The 17,113-nt window shown below is 49.0% G+C and carries 26 protein-coding genes; 24 read left to right on the top strand and 2 right to left on the bottom strand.

All coding sequences use genetic code 11. The annotated features are described in order from the left end of the window. The first annotated feature begins 45 nt into the window (after nucleotides 1-45). The 18 genes from rplN to rplQ all read left to right on the top strand — a co-directional run bounded on the left by rplN (nucleotide 46) and on the right by rplQ (nucleotide 8,876). On the top strand, nucleotides 46-414 hold the full coding sequence (rplN, locus tag HMPREF0494_RS06365) for a 50S ribosomal protein L14 (RefSeq protein ID WP_003714461.1): 369 nt from the start codon (nucleotides 46-48) through the stop codon (nucleotides 412-414). 33 nt (nucleotides 415-447) lie between these two features. Then, nucleotides 448-756, top strand: coding sequence for a 50S ribosomal protein L24 (gene rplX / locus HMPREF0494_RS06370; protein WP_003714494.1), 309 nt, complete (start codon nucleotides 448-450; stop codon nucleotides 754-756). A 25-nt stretch (nucleotides 757-781) separates the two neighbouring features. Beyond that, complete coding sequence (gene rplE / locus HMPREF0494_RS06375) at nucleotides 782-1,324, top strand: 50S ribosomal protein L5 (RefSeq protein WP_007124135.1); 543 nt, start codon at nucleotides 782-784, stop codon at nucleotides 1,322-1,324. A 14-nt stretch (nucleotides 1,325-1,338) separates the two neighbouring features. Further along, nucleotides 1,339-1,524, top strand: a complete 186-nt coding sequence (locus HMPREF0494_RS10980) for a type Z 30S ribosomal protein S14 (protein ID WP_003664547.1) — start codon at nucleotides 1,339-1,341, stop codon at nucleotides 1,522-1,524. Nucleotides 1,525-1,555: 31 nt separating this feature from the next. Further along, nucleotides 1,556-1,954: a 30S ribosomal protein S8 gene (rpsH, locus tag HMPREF0494_RS06380; protein WP_040458864.1), complete on the top strand. Its 399-nt coding sequence runs from the start codon at nucleotides 1,556-1,558 to the stop codon at nucleotides 1,952-1,954. A 29-nt stretch (nucleotides 1,955-1,983) separates the two neighbouring features. Beyond that, the gene (gene rplF / locus HMPREF0494_RS06385; RefSeq protein WP_007124137.1) at nucleotides 1,984-2,520 is read left to right on the top strand and encodes a 50S ribosomal protein L6; all 537 of its coding nucleotides are present in this window, start codon (nucleotides 1,984-1,986) and stop codon (nucleotides 2,518-2,520) included. Nucleotides 2,521-2,573: 53 nt separating this feature from the next. Then, nucleotides 2,574-2,939, top strand: a complete 366-nt coding sequence (rplR, locus tag HMPREF0494_RS06390) for a 50S ribosomal protein L18 (RefSeq protein ID WP_040458865.1) — start codon at nucleotides 2,574-2,576, stop codon at nucleotides 2,937-2,939. A 22-nt stretch (nucleotides 2,940-2,961) separates the two neighbouring features. Next, nucleotides 2,962-3,465 (top strand): 30S ribosomal protein S5, encoded by a 504-nt coding sequence (gene rpsE / locus HMPREF0494_RS06395; RefSeq protein ID WP_003714463.1) that lies wholly within the window; start codon nucleotides 2,962-2,964, stop codon nucleotides 3,463-3,465. A gap of 13 nt (nucleotides 3,466-3,478) precedes the next feature. Next, nucleotides 3,479-3,661, top strand: a complete 183-nt coding sequence (gene rpmD, locus HMPREF0494_RS06400; protein ID WP_003714480.1) for a 50S ribosomal protein L30 — start codon at nucleotides 3,479-3,481, stop codon at nucleotides 3,659-3,661. Between the two features lie 32 nt (nucleotides 3,662-3,693). Next, on the top strand, nucleotides 3,694-4,128 hold the full coding sequence (gene rplO, locus HMPREF0494_RS06405) for a 50S ribosomal protein L15 (RefSeq protein WP_007124140.1): 435 nt from the start codon (nucleotides 3,694-3,696) through the stop codon (nucleotides 4,126-4,128). Nucleotide 4,129: 1 nt separating this feature from the next. Beyond that, nucleotides 4,130-5,449 (top strand): preprotein translocase subunit SecY, encoded by a 1,320-nt coding sequence (gene secY / locus HMPREF0494_RS06410; protein WP_007124141.1) that lies wholly within the window; start codon nucleotides 4,130-4,132, stop codon nucleotides 5,447-5,449. Further along, nucleotides 5,446-6,102, top strand: a complete 657-nt coding sequence (locus tag HMPREF0494_RS06415; protein ID WP_007124142.1) for an adenylate kinase — start codon at nucleotides 5,446-5,448, stop codon at nucleotides 6,100-6,102. The genes secY and HMPREF0494_RS06415 overlap by 4 nt, the downstream gene beginning before the upstream one ends. 132 nt (nucleotides 6,103-6,234) lie before the next feature. Then, entirely contained in the window at nucleotides 6,235-6,453 is a 219-nt protein-coding gene (infA, locus tag HMPREF0494_RS06420) for a translation initiation factor IF-1 (RefSeq protein WP_003664537.1), read from the top strand. A gap of 39 nt (nucleotides 6,454-6,492) precedes the next feature. Continuing rightward, nucleotides 6,493-6,612, top strand: a complete 120-nt coding sequence (gene rpmJ / locus HMPREF0494_RS10985; protein WP_003714521.1) for a 50S ribosomal protein L36 — start codon at nucleotides 6,493-6,495, stop codon at nucleotides 6,610-6,612. A 30-nt stretch (nucleotides 6,613-6,642) separates the two neighbouring features. Beyond that, entirely contained in the window at nucleotides 6,643-7,008 is a 366-nt protein-coding gene (rpsM, locus tag HMPREF0494_RS06425; RefSeq protein WP_007124143.1) for a 30S ribosomal protein S13, read from the top strand. A 34-nt stretch (nucleotides 7,009-7,042) separates the two neighbouring features. Beyond that, entirely contained in the window at nucleotides 7,043-7,432 is a 390-nt protein-coding gene (rpsK, locus tag HMPREF0494_RS06430; protein WP_003664532.1) for a 30S ribosomal protein S11, read from the top strand. A gap of 83 nt (nucleotides 7,433-7,515) precedes the next feature. Continuing rightward, a complete protein-coding gene (locus tag HMPREF0494_RS06435; protein WP_007124144.1) occupies nucleotides 7,516-8,460 on the top strand; it encodes a DNA-directed RNA polymerase subunit alpha in 945 nt (314 codons plus the stop codon). A gap of 32 nt (nucleotides 8,461-8,492) precedes the next feature. After that, complete coding sequence (gene rplQ / locus HMPREF0494_RS06440; protein WP_007124145.1) at nucleotides 8,493-8,876, top strand: 50S ribosomal protein L17; 384 nt, start codon at nucleotides 8,493-8,495, stop codon at nucleotides 8,874-8,876. Between the two features lie 425 nt (nucleotides 8,877-9,301). On the opposite strand, the gene gad is transcribed toward rplQ, so the two are convergent. Both gad and gadC read right to left on the bottom strand, forming a co-directional pair. Next, nucleotides 9,302-10,708 (bottom strand): glutamate decarboxylase, encoded by a 1,407-nt coding sequence (gad, locus tag HMPREF0494_RS06445; RefSeq protein ID WP_007124146.1) that lies wholly within the window; start codon nucleotides 10,706-10,708, stop codon nucleotides 9,302-9,304. 14 nt (nucleotides 10,709-10,722) lie between these two features. Then, complete coding sequence (gene gadC / locus HMPREF0494_RS06450; RefSeq protein ID WP_007124147.1) at nucleotides 10,723-12,288, bottom strand: glutamate/gamma-aminobutyrate antiporter; 1,566 nt, start codon at nucleotides 12,286-12,288, stop codon at nucleotides 10,723-10,725. Between the two features lie 445 nt (nucleotides 12,289-12,733). On the opposite strand from gadC, the gene HMPREF0494_RS06455 reads away from it, so the two are divergent. From HMPREF0494_RS06455 to rpsI, 6 genes are all read left to right on the top strand, one after another. Further along, nucleotides 12,734-13,561 carry an energy-coupling factor transporter ATPase gene (locus HMPREF0494_RS06455; protein WP_007124148.1) on the top strand — a complete coding sequence of 276 codons (828 nt, stop codon included), beginning with the start codon at nucleotides 12,734-12,736 and terminating at the stop codon, nucleotides 13,559-13,561. Continuing rightward, a complete protein-coding gene (locus HMPREF0494_RS06460) occupies nucleotides 13,537-14,400 on the top strand; it encodes an energy-coupling factor transporter ATPase (protein ID WP_007124149.1) in 864 nt (287 codons plus the stop codon). Before HMPREF0494_RS06455 ends, HMPREF0494_RS06460 begins: the two co-directional genes overlap by 25 nt. After that, nucleotides 14,393-15,196 carry an energy-coupling factor transporter transmembrane component T family protein gene (locus HMPREF0494_RS06465; RefSeq protein WP_007124150.1) on the top strand — a complete coding sequence of 268 codons (804 nt, stop codon included), beginning with the start codon at nucleotides 14,393-14,395 and terminating at the stop codon, nucleotides 15,194-15,196. Before HMPREF0494_RS06460 ends, HMPREF0494_RS06465 begins: the two co-directional genes overlap by 8 nt. Nucleotides 15,197-15,216: 20 nt before the next feature. Then, nucleotides 15,217-15,987, top strand: a complete 771-nt coding sequence (gene truA, locus HMPREF0494_RS06470) for a tRNA pseudouridine(38-40) synthase TruA (RefSeq protein WP_007124151.1) — start codon at nucleotides 15,217-15,219, stop codon at nucleotides 15,985-15,987. Nucleotides 15,988-16,091: 104 nt separating this feature from the next. Further along, nucleotides 16,092-16,535, top strand: a complete 444-nt coding sequence (rplM, locus tag HMPREF0494_RS06475; protein ID WP_003714513.1) for a 50S ribosomal protein L13 — start codon at nucleotides 16,092-16,094, stop codon at nucleotides 16,533-16,535. A gap of 7 nt (nucleotides 16,536-16,542) precedes the next feature. Next, entirely contained in the window at nucleotides 16,543-16,944 is a 402-nt protein-coding gene (gene rpsI, locus HMPREF0494_RS06480; RefSeq protein WP_003714520.1) for a 30S ribosomal protein S9, read from the top strand. The last annotated feature ends 169 nt before the right edge of the window (nucleotides 16,945-17,113 follow it).

Genomic DNA, 17,113 nt, shown 5'->3' on the forward strand with positions numbered 1-17,113 from the left:
TTCGTATTCTAATTCTTATTTGTAAATGGAAGGAGGACATTAACCGTGATTCAACAGGAAAGTCGGTTGAAGGTCGCTGATAACTCCGGTGCTCGTGAAATCCTGGTCATCAAGATCTTGGGTGGTTCCCGAGTGAAGACTGGTAACATCGGTGACATTATTGTTGCTACTGTAAAGCAGGCAACACCAGGTGGCGTTGTCAAGAAAGGTGACGTTGTTAAGGCTGTCGTTGTACGGACTAAGCATGGTCTGCACCGTAAGGATGGTTCCTACATCAAGTTTGATGAAAACGCCGCTGTTTTGATCAACAACGATAAGAGCCCTAAGGGTACCCGTATTTTTGGGCCAATCGCTCGTGAACTTCGTGGCGATGACTTCATGAAGATCGTTTCTCTGGCTCCAGAAGTTCTGTAAGATTAACCAAAAATAAGGAGGTGCACAATCAACATGCTCATTAAAACAGGTGACAAAGTTCGCGTTATCGCCGGTAAAGACAAGGGTAAAGAAGGTAACGTTAAGCAAATCTTCGCTGCCCAAAACCGTGTAATCGTTGAAGGCATTAACATGGTTAAGAAACACCAAAAGCCAAGCAACGCAAACCCTAACGGTGGCGTTATTGAAACTGAAGCTGCGATCAATGCTTCAAACGTAATGCTGATTGATCCTTCTACCAACGAACCAACCCGTGTTGGCTACAAGTTCGTTGATGGCAAGAAGGTTCGGGTTGCCAAGAAGTCTGGCAAGACCATCGATTAATCGAGGAAAGGAGGAATAATTACCAATGGAAAACCGTTTAAAAGCTAAGTACGAAAGCGAAATCCGTCCTGCATTGATTGAAAAGTTCAACTACACTTCAACGATGCAAGCGCCAAAAGTCGACAAGATCGTTCTGAACATGGGTGTTGGTGACGCCACTACTAACTCCAAGAACTTGGACGAAGCCGTTGAGGAATTGGGCTTGATTGCTGGTCAAAAGCCATTGATCACCAAGGCCAAGAAGTCCATCGCCGGCTTCCGTCTTCGTGAAGGAATGCCAATTGGTGCCAAGGTAACCTTACGTGGTGAACGGATGTATGATTTCTTGGACAAGTTAATCAACGTAGCATTGCCACGGGTTCGTGACTTCCACGGTGTAAGCAACAAGGCCTTTGATGGTCGTGGTAACTACACTCTTGGTATCCATGAACAATTAGTTTTCCCTGAAATTGATTACGATAAGGTTAACCGGGTTCGGGGCTTAGACGTAGTCATTGTTACTACTGCTGAAAGTGATGAAGAATCACACGAATTACTTGCCCAACTCGGCATGCCATTTGCTAAATAAGGAGGTTCCACAAATTGGCTAAAAAATCAATGATTGCTAAGTGCAACCGTCCAGCGAAGTTCTCAAGTCGTGAATACACGCGTTGTGCACGTTGTGGACGTCCGCACTCAGTTTACCGTAAATTCCACCTATGCCGGATTTGCTTACGTGAACTTGCCCACAAGGGACAAATTCCTGGTTTAAAGAAGGCTAGCTGGTAAACAAATCACCGACAAAAGGAGGAAAACATCGATGTCTATGAGCGATCCAATTGCAGATTTCTTAACGCGGATTCGTAACGCCAACATGGCGCAGCACGAATCAGTTGAGGTTCCTGCATCTAAGATGAAGAAGGACATCGCCGAAATCTTGAAGAATGAAGGTTTCGTTCGCGATGTTGAATATGTTGACGATAACAAGCAAGGCATCATCCGTGTGTTCTTGAAATACGGCAACGACGGTCAGCGCGTTATTTCTGGCTTAAAGCGGATTTCAAAGCCGGGTCTGCGGACTTACGTTAAGGCCGATGCTGTGCCAAAGGTTCTTAACGGATTAGGTATTGCAATTATTTCAACATCTGAGGGTGTTGTAACCGACAAGGTAGCTCGCGCCAAGAAAATCGGTGGCGAAGTTATCGCTTACGTTTGGTAATATATTATATAAAGTAAGGAGGTGCACGCATGAGTCGTATTGGTTACAAGGAAATTGACCTGCCACAGGGTGTAGAAGTATCCCAAGAAGGCAACGTCGTAACTGTTAAGGGTCCCAAGGGAACTTTGTCCCGCGAAATCTCACCATTGATTAAGATGACGGTCGCTGACAACGTAATTAAGTTTGACCGCGATGACGATTCTAACAAGATGAAGATGGTTCACGGTACTACCCGGGCTAACGTTAACAACATGGTTGAAGGGGTTGTTGATGGTTACAAGAAGGTCCTGAAGTTAGTCGGTGTTGGTTACCGTGCTCAATTCAAGGGCAACAAGCTGATCTTGACTGTTGGTTACTCCAACCCAGTTGAAATGGACAAGCCGGAAGATATTGACATTAAGGTTCCTGACAACACTACTATCGAATTAAGCTCAATCAACAAGGAACACCTTGGTGATTTTGCTGCCCAAGTTCGTGCCGTTCGTTCACCTGAACCATACAAGGGTAAGGGGATTCGTTACGAAAACGAACACATCATCCGTAAGGAAGGTAAGACTGGTAAGTAATCTTAAACGATTAATTTACTGCTTACAAATTAAACTAAACTATTTAATAAGAGGTGACTGTTGTGATTACTAAACCAGATAAGAACAAGATCCGTCAACGCCGTCACATGCGCGTTCGCGGTAAGATTTCTGGTACTGCGGAGCGCCCACGCTTAAGTGTTTACCGTTCAAACAAAAACATTTACGCTCAATTAATTGATGACGTAAAGGGTGTGACGCTCGCAAGTGCCTCCACCAACGACAGCGAAGTTAGCGGTAAGACGAAGACTGAACAAGCTAGCGGCGTTGGTGCATTAATTGCTAAGCGTGCTGCTGAACAAAACATCGACAACGTTGTGTTTGACCGTGGTGGTTACCTGTACCATGGTCGTGTTCAGGCCTTGGCCGAAGCTGCTCGTGAAAACGGACTTAAATTCTAAGGAAAAGGAGGAATAACCTGCAATGTCAGAATACATTGATCCAGCAAAGTTGGACTTAGACGATCAAGTTGTTGCTATCAACCGGATTACCAAGGTTGTTAAGGGTGGTCGTCGGATGCGGTTTGCTGCCCTTGTTATCGTCGGCGACCGTAAGGGTCACGTTGGTTTTGGTACTGGTAAGGCTCAAGAAGTTCCAGAAGCCATCCGTAAGGCGCAAGCTGCTGCTGAAAAGAACCTGATTACTGTTCCGATCGTTGGTACTACTATTCCGCACGAAGTAATCGGTACTTACGGCGGTGGTAAGATCATGCTGAAGCCAGCCGTTGAAGGTTCCGGGGTTGCTGCCGGTGGTGCGGTTCGTAACGTTATGGACCTGGCCGGGGTTGCCGATGTTACTTCCAAGCGTCTGGGCTCCAACACGCCAATCAGCGTGGTTCGGGCTACTTTCGAAGGCTTGAAGCAATTGAAGAGCGCTGATGAAGTTGCTAAGCTTCGTGGTGTATCAGTAGATCACCTGGCTGAATAAGGAGGGCATGAATTTGGCTAAAGTTAAAGTTACCTTAATCCACAGTGTTGCCCACCGTGAACCAACCCAACGGAAGACCGTTCAGGCGTTGGGCTTAGGCAAGATTGGTAGTTCCAACATTCTGCCAGACAATGCCGCAACACGTGGTCAAATTTTCAAAGTTGCACACTTAGTTTCAATTGAAGAAGTTAAGTAATAAAAACTAAATAATAAGGAGGTGCCTACCAAATGAAGTTAAATGAATTGAAGCCTGCTGAAGGTTCCCGTTCAAAGCGTCTTCGTAAGGGTCGTGGTCTGTCATCAGGTCACGGTTTCACTTCAGGACGTGGTACTAAGGGGCAAAAGGCTCACGGCAAGACTCGTCTTGGTTTTGAAGGGGGTCAGATGCCACTCTACCGGCAAATTCCTAAGCGTGGTTTCACCAACATTAACCGCAAGGAATACGCGATCGTTAACTTAACTGCCCTGAACAAGTTCGATGACGGCGCTGAAGTTACTCCAGAAGTTCTGGTTGAAAACGGAATCGTTAAGAACTTGAAGAGCGGTGTGAAGGTTCTCGGCAACGGTAAGCTGGAAAAGAAGTTAACTGTTAAGGCTAACAAGTTTTCTGCTTCAGCGGTTTCAGCAATTGAAGCTGCTGGCGGTAAAACTGAGGTGATGTAATTTGTTCAAAGCCGTCATAAACACGTTAAAGGTGAAGGAGATTCGGAAGAAGATTCTCTTTACCTTATTCGTGTTGATTGTTTACCGAATTGGGGCGGCTATCACTGTTCCTGGAGTTAACGCTGCAGCTTTGCAGGAAATTTCCTCGACCGGGTTAGCATCGATCCTCAATACCTTTAGCGGTGGTGGCTTGGAAAACTACTCATTATTTGCAATGGGAGTTTCCCCGTACATCACTGCCCAGATTGTTGTTCAACTGCTGCAGATGGACATTGTCCCGCGGTTTGTTGAATGGAGTAAGCAAGGGGAAGTTGGTCGGCGAAAGCTTAATCAAGCAACCAGGTGGTTAACGATTGTTCTTGGATTTATCCAGTCCATCGGGATTACCGCCGGTTTTAATGCGCTGAGCACGATTAAATTGGTTAACCACCCCAATCCGCAGACTTACCTGACAATTGGTTTGATTCTGACGGCGGGGACGATGTTTGCAACCTGGATGGGGGATATGATTACCGAACGTGGTATTGGTAATGGTGTTTCAATGCTGATCTTTGCCGGGATTGTTGCCCAAATGCCCGGCGCGATGCGGCAGCTCTGGGACGATCAAATTGCAGGAGAATCCGGTGCGGCCTTATGGTCAGGAATCGGCTTCATTGCGTTAGTTGTTGTAGCATTATTAATCATTGTGGCGTTCGTAACTTGGGTCCAACAAGCGGAACGTCGGTTACCGATTCAGTATACTCGTCGGACAACCACTTCACCATCAAGCAGCTACCTGCCATTAAAGATTAACGTGTCCGGGGTTATTCCAGTGATCTTCGCTGGTTCCTTTATCTCAACCCCGCAAACGATTTTAATGGCTTTCCAGCAAAACCATGGTGGTGACAATTGGTACCAAGTCCTGACAACGATTTTTAATATGCAATCCGGTCCGGGGATCGCTTTGTATACGTTGTTAATTGTTGTCTTTACCTTTTTCTACGCCTTTGTTCAGGTTAATCCGGAAAAACTCGCAGAAAACTTGCAAAAGCAGGGGTCCTACATTTCTGGTGTTCGGCCGGGAAAGGGAACGCAAACTTTTGTTTCAGGTTTGTTAATGCGTTTAAGTACGGTTGGTTCGCTCTTCTTGGGGTTGATTTCCTTAATCCCGTTGATTGCCAGCAACGTCTGGAACCTTAGCCAATCGATTGGTTTGGGTGGGACCAGCTTGTTAATCATCGTTCAGATTGCCCTGGATGTGATCCGTCAGTTAAACGGGTTAACGATGAAGCGTGAATATATTGGATTTATTCGTGAACCAGAAGGAGGAAATGGCAAATGAGTATGAACCTTGTTTTAATGGGGTTGCCTGGTGCCGGTAAGGGTACCCAAGCACAAAAGATTGTGGAAGATTTCGATATTCCTCACATTTCGACGGGGGACATCTTCCGTGCGGCAATTAAAAACGAAACGCCAATGGGAATTGAAGCAAAGAAGTACATCGATAAGGGCGAACTGGTTCCGGACGAAGTCACTAACGGCATCGTCAAGGAACGGCTGGCCCAGGATGATACTGCCAAGGGCTTCATGCTTGATGGCTTTCCTCGCAATCTTAACCAGGCCGCGGCTTTGGATAAGATGTTAGCTGAGAGTAACCGGCAATTAGATGCTGTCATCAATATTCACGTCGAACCGGATGTGTTGGTAGAACGGTTAAGCGGCCGGTTTATTTGTCGCAACTGCGGTGCAACGTATCATAAGATTTACAACGCGCCAAAGGTAGAAGGGACGTGTGACGTCTGTGGCGGTCACGACTTCTACCAACGGGATGACGACAAGCCAGAAACGGTGAAGAACCGTTTGGATGTCAACATTAAGTTGAACACCCCACTGGTGGATTACTACCAAAAGCAAGGGATTTTGCACACGATCGATGGCCAGCAGGACATCGATAAGGTTTACGCAGACGTCAAGAAAGTGCTCAATAGTCTCTAATGATGCTTGATAACTTGCGCTAGGCAGCGACTTATGCTAAACTAGGCAAGGTTTATCTAGCTGACAGTGGGGAGTAGTGCGCTTTCCACCGTTTTTACGTAATTTCTTGATTAAGCAAGGAGGAACCGTTTCGTGGCAAAAGCCGATGTGATTGAAGTTGAGGGTAAGGTTACTGAAACCCTGCCTAACGCGATGTTTAAAGTTGAACTGGAAAATGGGGCGGAGATTCTTGCTCATGTCTCAGGAAAGATTCGGATGCACTACATCAAGATTCTGCCTGGGGACCGAGTAAAGGTTGAGATGTCTCCATATGACCTTACCAAGGGTCGGATCACGTTCCGGTTTAAGTAATAATTGTTGATCTAGGAACTCTTAGGAGGATTTTTAAGAATGAAAGTAAGACCATCAGTCAAGCGGATGTGCGAGCACTGCAAGATCGTTAAGCGTCATGGACGTGTTATGGTGATTTGCTCTGCTAACCCAAAGCACAAGCAACGTCAAGGCAAGTAATTTGATTAAATAGGAATGGAGGTGCACTAAATGGCTCGTATTGCAGGTGTCGATTTACCTCGTGACAAGCGAATCGTAGTCGGCTTAACTTATATTTACGGTATCGGTGATTCTACGGCAAAGAAGATCCTGGAAGCTGCCGGTGTTTCTGAAGATGTTCGGGTTCGTGACTTAACTCCGGACCAGGAAGAAAAGATCCGTGGTCAAGTTGAAAACATCCAAGTGGAAGGTGACTTACGCCGGGAAGTTTCAATGAACATCAAGCGTCTGCAAGAAATTGGTTCATACCGTGGAATGCGTCACCGTCGTGGGTTGCCAGTTCGTGGTCAACACACGAAGAACAACGCTCGTACTCGTAAGGGTAAGGCGGTAACCATCGCTAACAAGAAGAAGTAATTTAATTTTATAAAAAAGGAGGTTAGTACTAGATATGGCAACCAAAAAAGGTACGCGTAAGCGTCGTGCAAAGAAGAATGTTGAAACTGGTGTTGCGCACATTCACTCAACATTTAACAACACTTTGATCATGATTACTGACGTTCAAGGTAACGCCGTTGCTTGGTCATCAGCTGGTGTCTTGGGCTTCAAGGGCTCCCGGAAGTCAACTCCGTTTGCTGCCCAAATGGCTTCAGAAGCTGCTGCTAAGCAAGCGATGGAACACGGGATGAAGACTGTTGAAGTTGAAGTTAAGGGTCCAGGTTCTGGACGTGAAGCTGCAATCCGTGCTCTGCAAGCAACTGGTTTGGAAGTTACCGCAATTCGCGATGTAACTCCAGTCCCACACAATGGTTCTCGTCCTCCAAAGCGTCGTCGTGTTTAATGGACATTTGGTGGGGAACCTGTTTTCCACAATTTGTCTTTGCCAAAAATGCGCACCACGTTTGAAAGGGGTACAGGGATAGAATGATCGAATTTGAAAAGCCAAACATTCATAAAGTTGAAGAAACGGATAACTACGGCAAGTTTGTTGTAGAACCACTTGAGCGCGGCTACGGGACGACGCTTGGTAATTCACTGCGACGGGTCCTCATTGCTTCACTACCAGGTGCGGCAATTACCACCATGCAAATTGATGGTGTTTTGCACGAATTCAGCACTGTTAAGGGTGTTACCGAAGACGTCACTCAGATTATCTTAAATCTGAAGAAGGTTTCACTGAAGATTAATTCCGAAGACCAGAAGGACTTGGAATTAGACGTGAAGGGACCTGCTGAAGTAACCGCCGGTGATATTCAAGGGGACAGTGAAGTGTCTGTCTTAAACCCTGATTTGCATATTGCGACTGTCGCTGATGGTGCAGAATTACACATTAAGATGACAGCTGATAAAGGTCGCGGTTACCTTTCAGCCAATGATAATAAGGCCCGGATGGAAGATTTGGCCATCGGTGTACTGCCGATTGACTCCATTTATACTCCAATCGAACGTGTAAACTACACCGTGGAAAATGCGCGGGTTGGTCAACGCAGCGACTACGACAAATTGACTCTGGATGTTTGGACTGATGGTTCAATTACACCAACCGAAGCGGTTAGTTTGGGTGCGAAGATTTTAACTGAACACTTGGCAATGTTTGTTAACCTGACTGAAACGGCACAAAATGCCCAAGTGATGGTTGAAAAGGAAGAGACCCACAAGGAAAAGACGCTGGAAATGACGATTGAAGAATTGGACCTGTCGGTTCGTTCATACAACTGTCTCAAGCGTGCGGGAATCAACACCGTTAAGGAACTGACCGATCGGACCGTTTCTGACATGATGAAGGTTCGGAACTTGGGACAAAAGTCATTAGAAGAAATTAAGCTCAAATTAAATGACCTTGGCGTTTCGTTCCGCCAGGATGATTAATTGATACCAATTGCAAAGGAGGGAACCAGTTCATGAGTTACCGTAAATTAGGACGTACAAGTTCACAACGTAAAGCTTTATTACGTGATTTAACTACTGATTTGATCGTTAATGGTCAGATCACCACTACTGAAGCACGTGCAAAGGAAGTTCGCAAAACCGCTGACAAGATGGTTACACTTGCTAAGCACGGTGACCTTGCTTCTCGCCGGAAGGCAGCTGCCTTCATTCGCAATGTTGTTGCCGACGTTAAGGAAGATGGCGATGACATTCGGATCCAATCTGCACTTCAACACCTGTTTGAAGAACTTGCACCAAAGTACGCAGACCGGAAGGGTGGTTACACGCGGATTTTGAAGACCATGCCTCGTCGTGGTGACGGCGCGCCAATGGTTATCTTGGAATTCGTCGACTAATTGCCGACCAACTAAATACGTAATAAAGAATCACTATCATTGATGGCATAGAGCGTTACGATGGTGGGGTAACCCTAGTCTAGCTTGAATGCGGAAACCCCGTGCGCCGCAATGGTAAGTGATTTTTTATTTTAAATGAGTTTACCTAGGCAGCGAGGACAATGGAGAGTGGGACAGGACTAACTTGATAGTTTGTCGTCCCGCCTCCGTCGCCGCTCAGTAAGCCTAGTTGAAGTTAGCCAAATATTGATTTATCAGCGTTTGAACTGTCAGCCAGCTACTGAGCTGTTGCATTTTTATCTTTAGAATAGCAAAATTGACCCTATTCAGCACACTCCCTGGACAACAAGAAAACGCCCCACAAACGGCTTCTTCAGTCGCTTGTGGGGCGTCAGACTACTTATCTTCACAGCTCAGCTAAGCTGTTAGTGGGTAAAGCCGTACTTCTTCAGCTCAACCCGTTGGTGACTAACAATGTGCGAATTGTTCAGCTCGTCAATGGCCCGCTTCATGTCTTCGATGAAGTCGTGAGCCATGTTCATGCCAAAGTCGGCCCGGCAGACAATCCGCTGAACTTCAACGTTGTCCAGGTTCTTTGGCAGTGGGTAGGCTGGTACTTGCCAACCCTTCATCCGGAGACGGTCAGCCAAGTCATAGAGGGTCCAGGCAACACCATCGTCAGCCTTGTGCTTGTAGCAGACAATTGGCAGTTCAGAACCATCATTGACGATTTCAAAGTGGCCCAGCTTGGCAATCTCGTTGGACAAGAAGACGGCAACGTCGTGGGTCCGCTTTTGAATTTCCTTGTAACCATCAAAGCCAAAGCGAACAAAGTTGTAGTATTGACCGATGATTTGGGAAGCACTCCGGGAGAAGTTGATCGCCATGGTTGGCAGTTCGCCACCAAGGTAGCTAACCTTAAAGATCAGCTTGTCTGGCAAGAACTGCTTGTCACGCCACAGTACCCAGCCAATCCCTGGGTAAACCAGGCCGTACTTGTGACCTGATGAGTTGATCGAAACGACGTTCTTCAGCTGGAAGTCCCACTTGATGTCTGGTTCCATAAATGGTGCGTAGAAACCACCAGAGGCAGCATCGACGTGGATGTAAACCTTGTAAGGGGTGGTCTTGTTGTAAGCTTCGACCAGGTCGTTCAGCTTGGCGATGTTGTCGTAACGTCCGGTATAGGTAATCCCCATAATCCCGACAATTCCGATCGTGTATTCGTCAACATAGTCCATTACCTTTTCCATGTTGAGGGACTGGTGTTGTTCATCCATTGGAACGGTCCGCAGTTCGATGTCGAAGTAGGTCGCAAACTTTTCCCAGCAGACTTGGTAGCCGGAGGAAATAACCAGGTTTGGCTTGTGGGCATGGATGTCCAGGCCAAGCTTCTTGGCCCGTTCCCGCCAGGCAAACTTCATTGCCAGGCCCCCGAGCATACATGCTTCAGAGGAACCAACGGTGGAAGTCCCCATGTAGTTTTCGGCTGGTTGGGCGTGCCAGAGGTTCGCAATGATGTTAACACACCGGTTTTCCAGTTCAGCTGTCCGTGGGTATTCCGACTTATCAATGGCGTTTTTATCCATTGTTTCCGCCATTAACTTCGTTGCGTTTGGTTCCATGTAGGTTTGACAGAAGGTTGCCAGGTTTTCCCGAGCATTCCCTTCATCCAGGAGCTGGTCCTTGACGATCCGGTAGGCAATCCGTGGTTCAACCGGCTTTTCGTTCAGTTGATACTTAGGAAGTGCGTGATCGGAAGAATAAGAGCCAAAAATGGGATCAAGAAAGTTCCGAGTTTCTTTACTATTTTTACCATATAATCCAGCCATAGATAAATAACCTCCTAATTTTTGTGTGCAGGTTCAGCCGCTGCGTTAGTTTTATCTGAAGCGGCTTCTGGGATAATGTGGTGCTCACCACGAGCAATTGGTGGTACTGCTGGAATGATGTCCTGGGCACTAAGGTGTTGCGGGTCATCATTGTGATGGTGTCCGCCCCACTTGTGGTGGAAGGCGTAGATGATAAACGGCAGTATCAGCGCAATAATAAAGCTGACGATTAAGACGCCCAGATAAGCGGTATCAGATGATCTTGGCAAAGTGCTCGGTGGAACGAACGAAATACCGAAAGCAAAGAGGGAAACTAATAATCCACAGATTGAAACGACTGCCTTGCCAAATGTTCCACCGGGGATTTCATAGGTCCGCTTCAGCTGCCTCTTCTTGAAAATCAATACCAGATAACCAATGAAGAACAGCAGGTAACCGACTAAGTAAATAACTACGGTCAACGACATTGCGGCGAAGAACGAAACGTTATCGCTGCCACCACCAAAGGTCAGGACCGCGTCCCAAATTGAAACAATAATTCCTTGGATAACAATCAGCGGGATCGGAACGCCAGACTTATTGGTCTTGCGGAACCAGCGGGGAAGAATTCCCTGTTGAGCGGTTGCAAACATCCCACGAGACGGGCCGATAACCCAAGAACTAATTTCAGCCATTACCCCGGCGGCAATCATCAGCGCAATCAGCTTGACGAGCCAGCCCAGGTGCGGGTTGATGTAGAGCAGCAGGTAGTTGAAGGCCTGGACAACCCCGGCACTCAGTGAAATTTCCTTGGCCGGAACGACCGCAGCAACGGTAAAGCCACCAAAGGTATCTAAGCAGATTGCCAGGATAACTAAGATGAACATTGCCAGCGGATAATTTCGCTTCGGGTTCTTCAGTTCGTTAATGTGTGAAGCTGAGGCTTCAACACCCATGTAGGCTAAGACAAACGAAACGAAGACAACCAGGGTATTGAGCTTAGCAAAGTCAGGGACAAAGGCCCGGGCAGAAAAGCTAAGCTGTAAGGGCCCTCCTTTAACGATGTACCAAACGGCCAAGATAAAGAGGATAACCGACGGGATCAAAATCCCAATCGAAAAGCCCCACTTGGCAATTCGCGCGGTATACTTGGTCCCGGCGAATTGTGAGAAGGTCAGGAGCCAGAAGATAATCAGGACCCCGAAGAACTTAATGAGGGGCACCTGGTTAAGGGCTGGCCAATCAAAGACGAACGATAATGCTCCCAAAATGAAGTAGATCATCGTGATGAAACCAACTGTGATTTGAAACCATTGAAAGAAGATGGCCGCAAATCCCCACCGTTCGCCGAGGGTGTGCTTGACCCAGCTGAAGATTCCGCCGCCGTTCTTGTTCCAGCCGTTAACCGTGGCCATTTCGGCAGCACAGAGTGCAACCGGCAGGAACCAGAAGATTCCACCAAGGATTAGGAAGAATACCAAGTGCAGCTTGGCGGTAGCGAAAGTTGGGTATTCATACACCGTCAATACCATTGAAGCGGTGAGTGAAAAGAAACCAAATAAGGTTAGCTTTCGGGCGACTTGTTTGCCATTACTATCCATAAGCTTCTCCTTTCTGTTTATGATTTGATAAACACCCGACCCCGGACTTTATAGTTATAAAGCCAGCTAAAATGATAATTATAATTTTAGCTTAATTAACAAAGTCATTAATTAGAGATTGCCATTACGAGAAATGTTTACCTTGCCTATGGTATATCCGTTCTTGGACCAAATGTCAAATAATAACCTAATGTACGCTGAAGGGGGGATCCGTTTGACAGAAAATTACAATCACTGCCAACGGCTGGCTTTCGACCGATAACGGCTGGTAAATAGATAAGAAATCGCTGCCAAATCACTGCAAAAATTTAACGGTTGGCGGAAATTTACAACTGACTTTTGGGAAACATTTCCTAATTTGCTAACTTTTCCAGCAAAATTCCTGTAAGTTTACCCGGTCTTTGTTAGAATAAAGAGGATTAACTTTGGAAAGGAACCTACCGGCGTGGACGGGATTAATTTAGAAAACATTACTTATACATACCCTGGGGCCAGCCAACCGGTGCTCAAGGGGCTTAACCTCCAGCTTCCCCGTGGTCAGTGGACGACACTGATCGGCAAAAACGGCAGCGGCAAGAGTACCATTGCCCGCCTAATCGATGGTTTGCTGGTGGCGGACGAGGGGCGGATTACGGTAAATGGCCTTCCCGTGACCGAAGACCACTTAACGGCGCTCCACCGGCAAGTTGGGATCGTCTTTCAGAACCCTGATAATCAGTTTGTCGGGGCGACGGTTGCTGATGATATTGCCTTCGGTCTTGAAAACCAGCAGCTGCCGCGCGCAGAGATGGCAGCGCGGATTGACAAGGCGCTTGCCCGGGTGGGGATGAGTAAATTAGCGGAAACCGAACCCAGCCTCCTCTCCGGGGGGCAAAAGCAGCGGGTGGCGATTGCCGGCATTCTCGCGCTAGAACCCGAGGTGATCATCCTAGACGAGGCCACCTCGATGCTCGACCCGGCTGGCCGCCAGACCGTCCTGGACTTGCTGGTCCAGCTGCGCCAAGAAGAGGCACTGACGATCGTTACGATTACCCACGATCCGGTGGAAATGACGATGGCGGATAAGGTCGTGGTGGTGGATCAGCAGGGGATTGCCGACGAAGGTCCGGCTAGTCAGATTCTCTGTCAAACCGCCTTGCTGCACCGCCTGGGGGTGGGAATCCCCGTGGCCCAAGACTTGAGTGACCGGCTGGCCGCCCTGGGGGTAACGGTCCCGGCAGAATATTTAACAACGAATGAAATGGTGGAATGGTTATGCCGGAAATTAAGCTAAGTGACGTTGCGTTTGCGTATTCTAACAGCAAGCGGTCCGCTTTGACGGGAGTTAATTTAACAATTGCGGCGGGAAGCTTTACCGCCCTGGTGGGCCATACCGGCAGCGGCAAATCAACGCTGGTTTCCCTGATTGATGGCCTTATCAGACCAACCGCGGGCCAGCTGACGGTGGGGACGGTTACCGTGGGTCCGGCTGCCCGCCGCCAGGATCTCGCGCGGCTGCGCCAGCACGTCGGGTTTGTATTTCAGTTTCCGGAGCAGCAGCTGTTCGCGGAAACCGTGGCGAAGGACATCGCCTTTGGCCCGGAAAACCTGGGCTGGGACCCAGATCGGGTTGCTGCCGCCGTTCAGCAAGCGATGGCCGCAGTCGGTCTGCCGAAAGAACTGGCCTCGCGATCGCCCTTTATGCTCTCGGGCGGTCAGATGCGCCGGGTGGCGATTGCTGGCGTGCTGGCAATGCAGCCGGACGTTTTGATCCTCGATGAACCGACGGCGGGCCTGGATGCCCGGTCGACGGCTCAGTTACTAGACCTAATTGCTAAATTTCACCGGGAGGGCCGTACGATCATCCTGATTACCCACCAGATGGAACAGGTGGCGCGCTATGCTGACCAGGTGGTGGTGATGAACCACGGCCGGTTGGTGACCGCGACGACGCCGGCCCGGCTCTTTGCCGATGACCAGCTGCTGGCGGCCAACCAGCTGACCCGGCCTGCCGCAGTCCAGATTGCCCACCAGCTGCGGGGGCGGGGAGTTGACTTGCCAGCAGTGCTAACCCTTGACCAGTTGGCGACGGTGCTGGCCCCGCGGCTGAAAGGGGGCCCGGCCAGTGACTAACGCAATTGTTTTTGGGTCTTACGTTCCCGGCAACTCCCGCCTGCACCGTTTAGACCCCCGGGCCAAGCTGCTGCTGTGTATTAGTTACGTGGTCCTCGTCTTCTTTGCCAATAGCTGGGCGACCTGCCTGTTGCTGGCGGCGGCGCTGCTGGCGGCAATGGTGATGAGTAAGGTCGGCTTTCGGCTATATTGGCGGGGCATTCGGCCGCTGGCGTGGATTATTTTGCTGACGGTGGCTTTTCAGGTTCTGTTTAGTACCGGAGGTCCGGTGTACTGGCGCTGGTGGCTCTTTACCGTGACCCGGGACGGCCTGGTTAATTCGCTGATTATCTTCTTCCGCTTTATGGTAATCGTCACGGCTTCGACGGTCTTGACCGCGACGACCCCGACCTTGCGGATTGCAGACGCCCTAGCCTGGCTGATGCAGCCGCTAACGGCCATTAAGGTACCGGTCAACCAGATTACTCTGATGATTTCGATTGCCTTGCGCTTCATTCCAACCATCATGGATGAGGCGGTTAAAATTGCCAATGCCCAGCGGTCACGGGGGATGAACCTTGACGAGGGCGGACTGATTAAACGGCTGACCCGGATGATCCCCATTCTGATCCCACTATTTGTGGACTCCTTTAAGCGGGCGGAGGAGCTGGCGACGGCAATGGAAGCGCGGGGGTACGACCCCGCAGCGCCGCGGACGCATTACCGGCAGCTGCACTGGCACCGCCGGGATACGGTCAGCCTGCTGCTATTATTGGTGCTGGCCGGTGCGGTGTTAGTGCTCCGCTACACACTTTAACTGCTAGAAAGGAAAGCTAAATGTATCGTTACAAAATAACCTTTGCTTACGATGGGGCCAACTTCTCGGGCTTTCAGATCCAGCCCCACAAGCGGACGGTGGAGCAGGTGCTAAAGAACGCGGTGAATAAGATCGCGAAGCATCCTGACCCGCCGGTCAGCGTGATTGGCTCCGGCAGAACCGATGCCGGGGTTCACGCCCTCAACCAGGTCGCCCATTTTGACATTCCCTACCAGCTGAGTGACGAAGCGATGCGGAAGGCCCTCAACAGTCTGCTGCCGTTAGACATCCTGGTGAAGAAGGCCGAACGGGTCGATGAAAACTTTCACGCCCGATATAGTGCCCACCGCAAGACTTACCGCTACCGGGTTGACCAGGGGGACTTTGTAGATCCCTTCAAGCGCAACTACACGGCGCACTATAAGGTGCCGGTTGATATTGAAAAAATGCGGCTGGCGGCCAAGGACTTTATCGGCGAACACGACTTCACGAGCTTCGTGGCCTCGGGCAGCCAGGCGAAGAGCAACGTCCGGACGGTGGAAAAGATTACCGTCAACCGCGACCCGGCGCAAAACGAAGTCGTCTTTGAATTTACCGGCAACGGCTTCTTGTATAACCAGATCCGGATCATGGTGGCCTTCCTCCTGGAGGTTGGCAGCGGCCAGCGGCCAGTTAGCGACGTCAAACGGGTGCTGGCGGCGAAAGACCGGACCCAAGCCCGGATGACGGCGCCTGCCAGCGGCCTCTACCTGGTCAGCGTCGATTACGGTGATGAGGCTAAAAACGATTGACGAACAATCGGGAAAAAGGTATACTAACACTTGGTATTTCTTTTCCATCTAATAACTCGGTACACTATTATATGTAAAAGAAAACAAAATTGGAGGAACTAATCGTGAGAACGACATACATCGCTAAACCTGGTGAAGTTGATCGCAAGTGGTACGTTGTCGATGCTAAGGATGTCCCAATGGGTCGTCTGGCCACCGTCGTCGCATCAATCCTGCGTGGTAAGAACAAGCCAACATTTACTCCCCACGTTGATACTGGTGACAACGTTATCGTTATCAACGCTGCTCAAGTTAAGTTAACTGGTAAGAAGGCATCCCAAAAGATGTACTACCGTCACTCCAACTACCCTGGTGGTTTGAAGCAACGGACTGCCGGTGACTTCCTTGCGAAGGAACCAGAGAAGTTATTGGAAACTGCTATTAAGGGTATGCTTCCACACAACTCCCTTGGTCACAAGATGGGCTTAAAGTTGCACGTTTACGCTGGTGAAGACCACAAGCACGCTGCACAAAAGCCTGAAGCATTGGACATTACAAACTTAATCTAAGGAGGGAATGGAATTGGCTCAAACTGTACAATACAGAGGTACTGGTCGTCGTAAGGACGCTACCGCACGTGTTCGCTTAGTACCAGGTTCTGGTCAGATTACTATGAACGGCAAGGCAATCGAAGACTACATTCCATTTGCCAACTTACGTGCTATCGTTAACCAACCATTTGATGTTACCAAGACGAACGGTCAATACGACGTTATCGCTAACATCAACGGTGGTGGCTTCTCCGGTCAAGCCGGTGCAGTTCGTCACGGGATCGCTCGTGCCCTGCTCACCGTTGACCCTGACTTCCGTGACGCTTTGAAGAAGGCTGGTCTGTTAACTCGTGACCCGCGGATGAAGGAACGTCGTAAGCCAGGTCTGAAGAAGGCTCGTAAGGCTGCTCAATTCAGTAAGCGTTAATATTCGATTGGCGTTTCAAACAAAAAGCTGGGATTTTGTTCCCGGCTTTTTTGTTATCTGTGATAACAAAAAAAGCAGCACAGTAGCTGGCTGGCAGTTCAGACGCTGATAAATCAGCGCTTGAACTACCCCACATAGGCTTGCTGCGCGGCGTAGCCATCCTTGCAGG

Origin of the sequence: Limosilactobacillus antri DSM 16041, assembly GCF_000160835.1 — a bacterium.
GTDB lineage: Bacteria > Bacillota > Bacilli > Lactobacillales > Lactobacillaceae > Limosilactobacillus > Limosilactobacillus antri.

What these genes read in the sequence shown, in the direction of transcription:
- rplX (WP_003714494.1), top strand. Translation starts at nt 448, where the DNA reads ATGCTCATTAAAACAGGTGACAAAGTTCGCGTTATCGCCGGTAAAGAC.
- rplE (WP_007124135.1), top strand. Translation starts at nt 782, where the DNA reads ATGGAAAACCGTTTAAAAGCTAAGTACGAAAGCGAAATCCGTCCTGCA.
- rpsH (WP_040458864.1), top strand. Translation starts at nt 1,556, where the DNA reads ATGTCTATGAGCGATCCAATTGCAGATTTCTTAACGCGGATTCGTAAC.
- rplF (WP_007124137.1), top strand. Translation starts at nt 1,984, where the DNA reads ATGAGTCGTATTGGTTACAAGGAAATTGACCTGCCACAGGGTGTAGAA.
- rpsE (WP_003714463.1), top strand. Translation starts at nt 2,962, where the DNA reads ATGTCAGAATACATTGATCCAGCAAAGTTGGACTTAGACGATCAAGTT.
- rplO (WP_007124140.1), top strand. Translation starts at nt 3,694, where the DNA reads ATGAAGTTAAATGAATTGAAGCCTGCTGAAGGTTCCCGTTCAAAGCGT.
- HMPREF0494_RS06415 (WP_007124142.1), top strand. Translation starts at nt 5,446, where the DNA reads ATGAGTATGAACCTTGTTTTAATGGGGTTGCCTGGTGCCGGTAAGGGT.
- rpmJ (WP_003714521.1), top strand. Translation starts at nt 6,493, where the DNA reads ATGAAAGTAAGACCATCAGTCAAGCGGATGTGCGAGCACTGCAAGATC.
- rpsM (WP_007124143.1), top strand. Translation starts at nt 6,643, where the DNA reads ATGGCTCGTATTGCAGGTGTCGATTTACCTCGTGACAAGCGAATCGTA.
- rpsK (WP_003664532.1), top strand. Translation starts at nt 7,043, where the DNA reads ATGGCAACCAAAAAAGGTACGCGTAAGCGTCGTGCAAAGAAGAATGTT.
- HMPREF0494_RS06435 (WP_007124144.1), top strand. Translation starts at nt 7,516, where the DNA reads ATGATCGAATTTGAAAAGCCAAACATTCATAAAGTTGAAGAAACGGAT.
- rplQ (WP_007124145.1), top strand. Translation starts at nt 8,493, where the DNA reads ATGAGTTACCGTAAATTAGGACGTACAAGTTCACAACGTAAAGCTTTA.
- gad (WP_007124146.1), bottom strand. Translation starts at nt 10,708, where the DNA reads ATGGCTGGATTATATGGTAAAAATAGTAAAGAAACTCGGAACTTTCTT.
- gadC (WP_007124147.1), bottom strand. Translation starts at nt 12,288, where the DNA reads ATGGATAGTAATGGCAAACAAGTCGCCCGAAAGCTAACCTTATTTGGT.
- HMPREF0494_RS06460 (WP_007124149.1), top strand. Translation starts at nt 13,537, where the DNA reads ATGGTTATGCCGGAAATTAAGCTAAGTGACGTTGCGTTTGCGTATTCT.
- truA (WP_007124151.1), top strand. Translation starts at nt 15,217, where the DNA reads ATGTATCGTTACAAAATAACCTTTGCTTACGATGGGGCCAACTTCTCG.
- rpsI (WP_003714520.1), top strand. Translation starts at nt 16,543, where the DNA reads ATGGAATTGGCTCAAACTGTACAATACAGAGGTACTGGTCGTCGTAAG.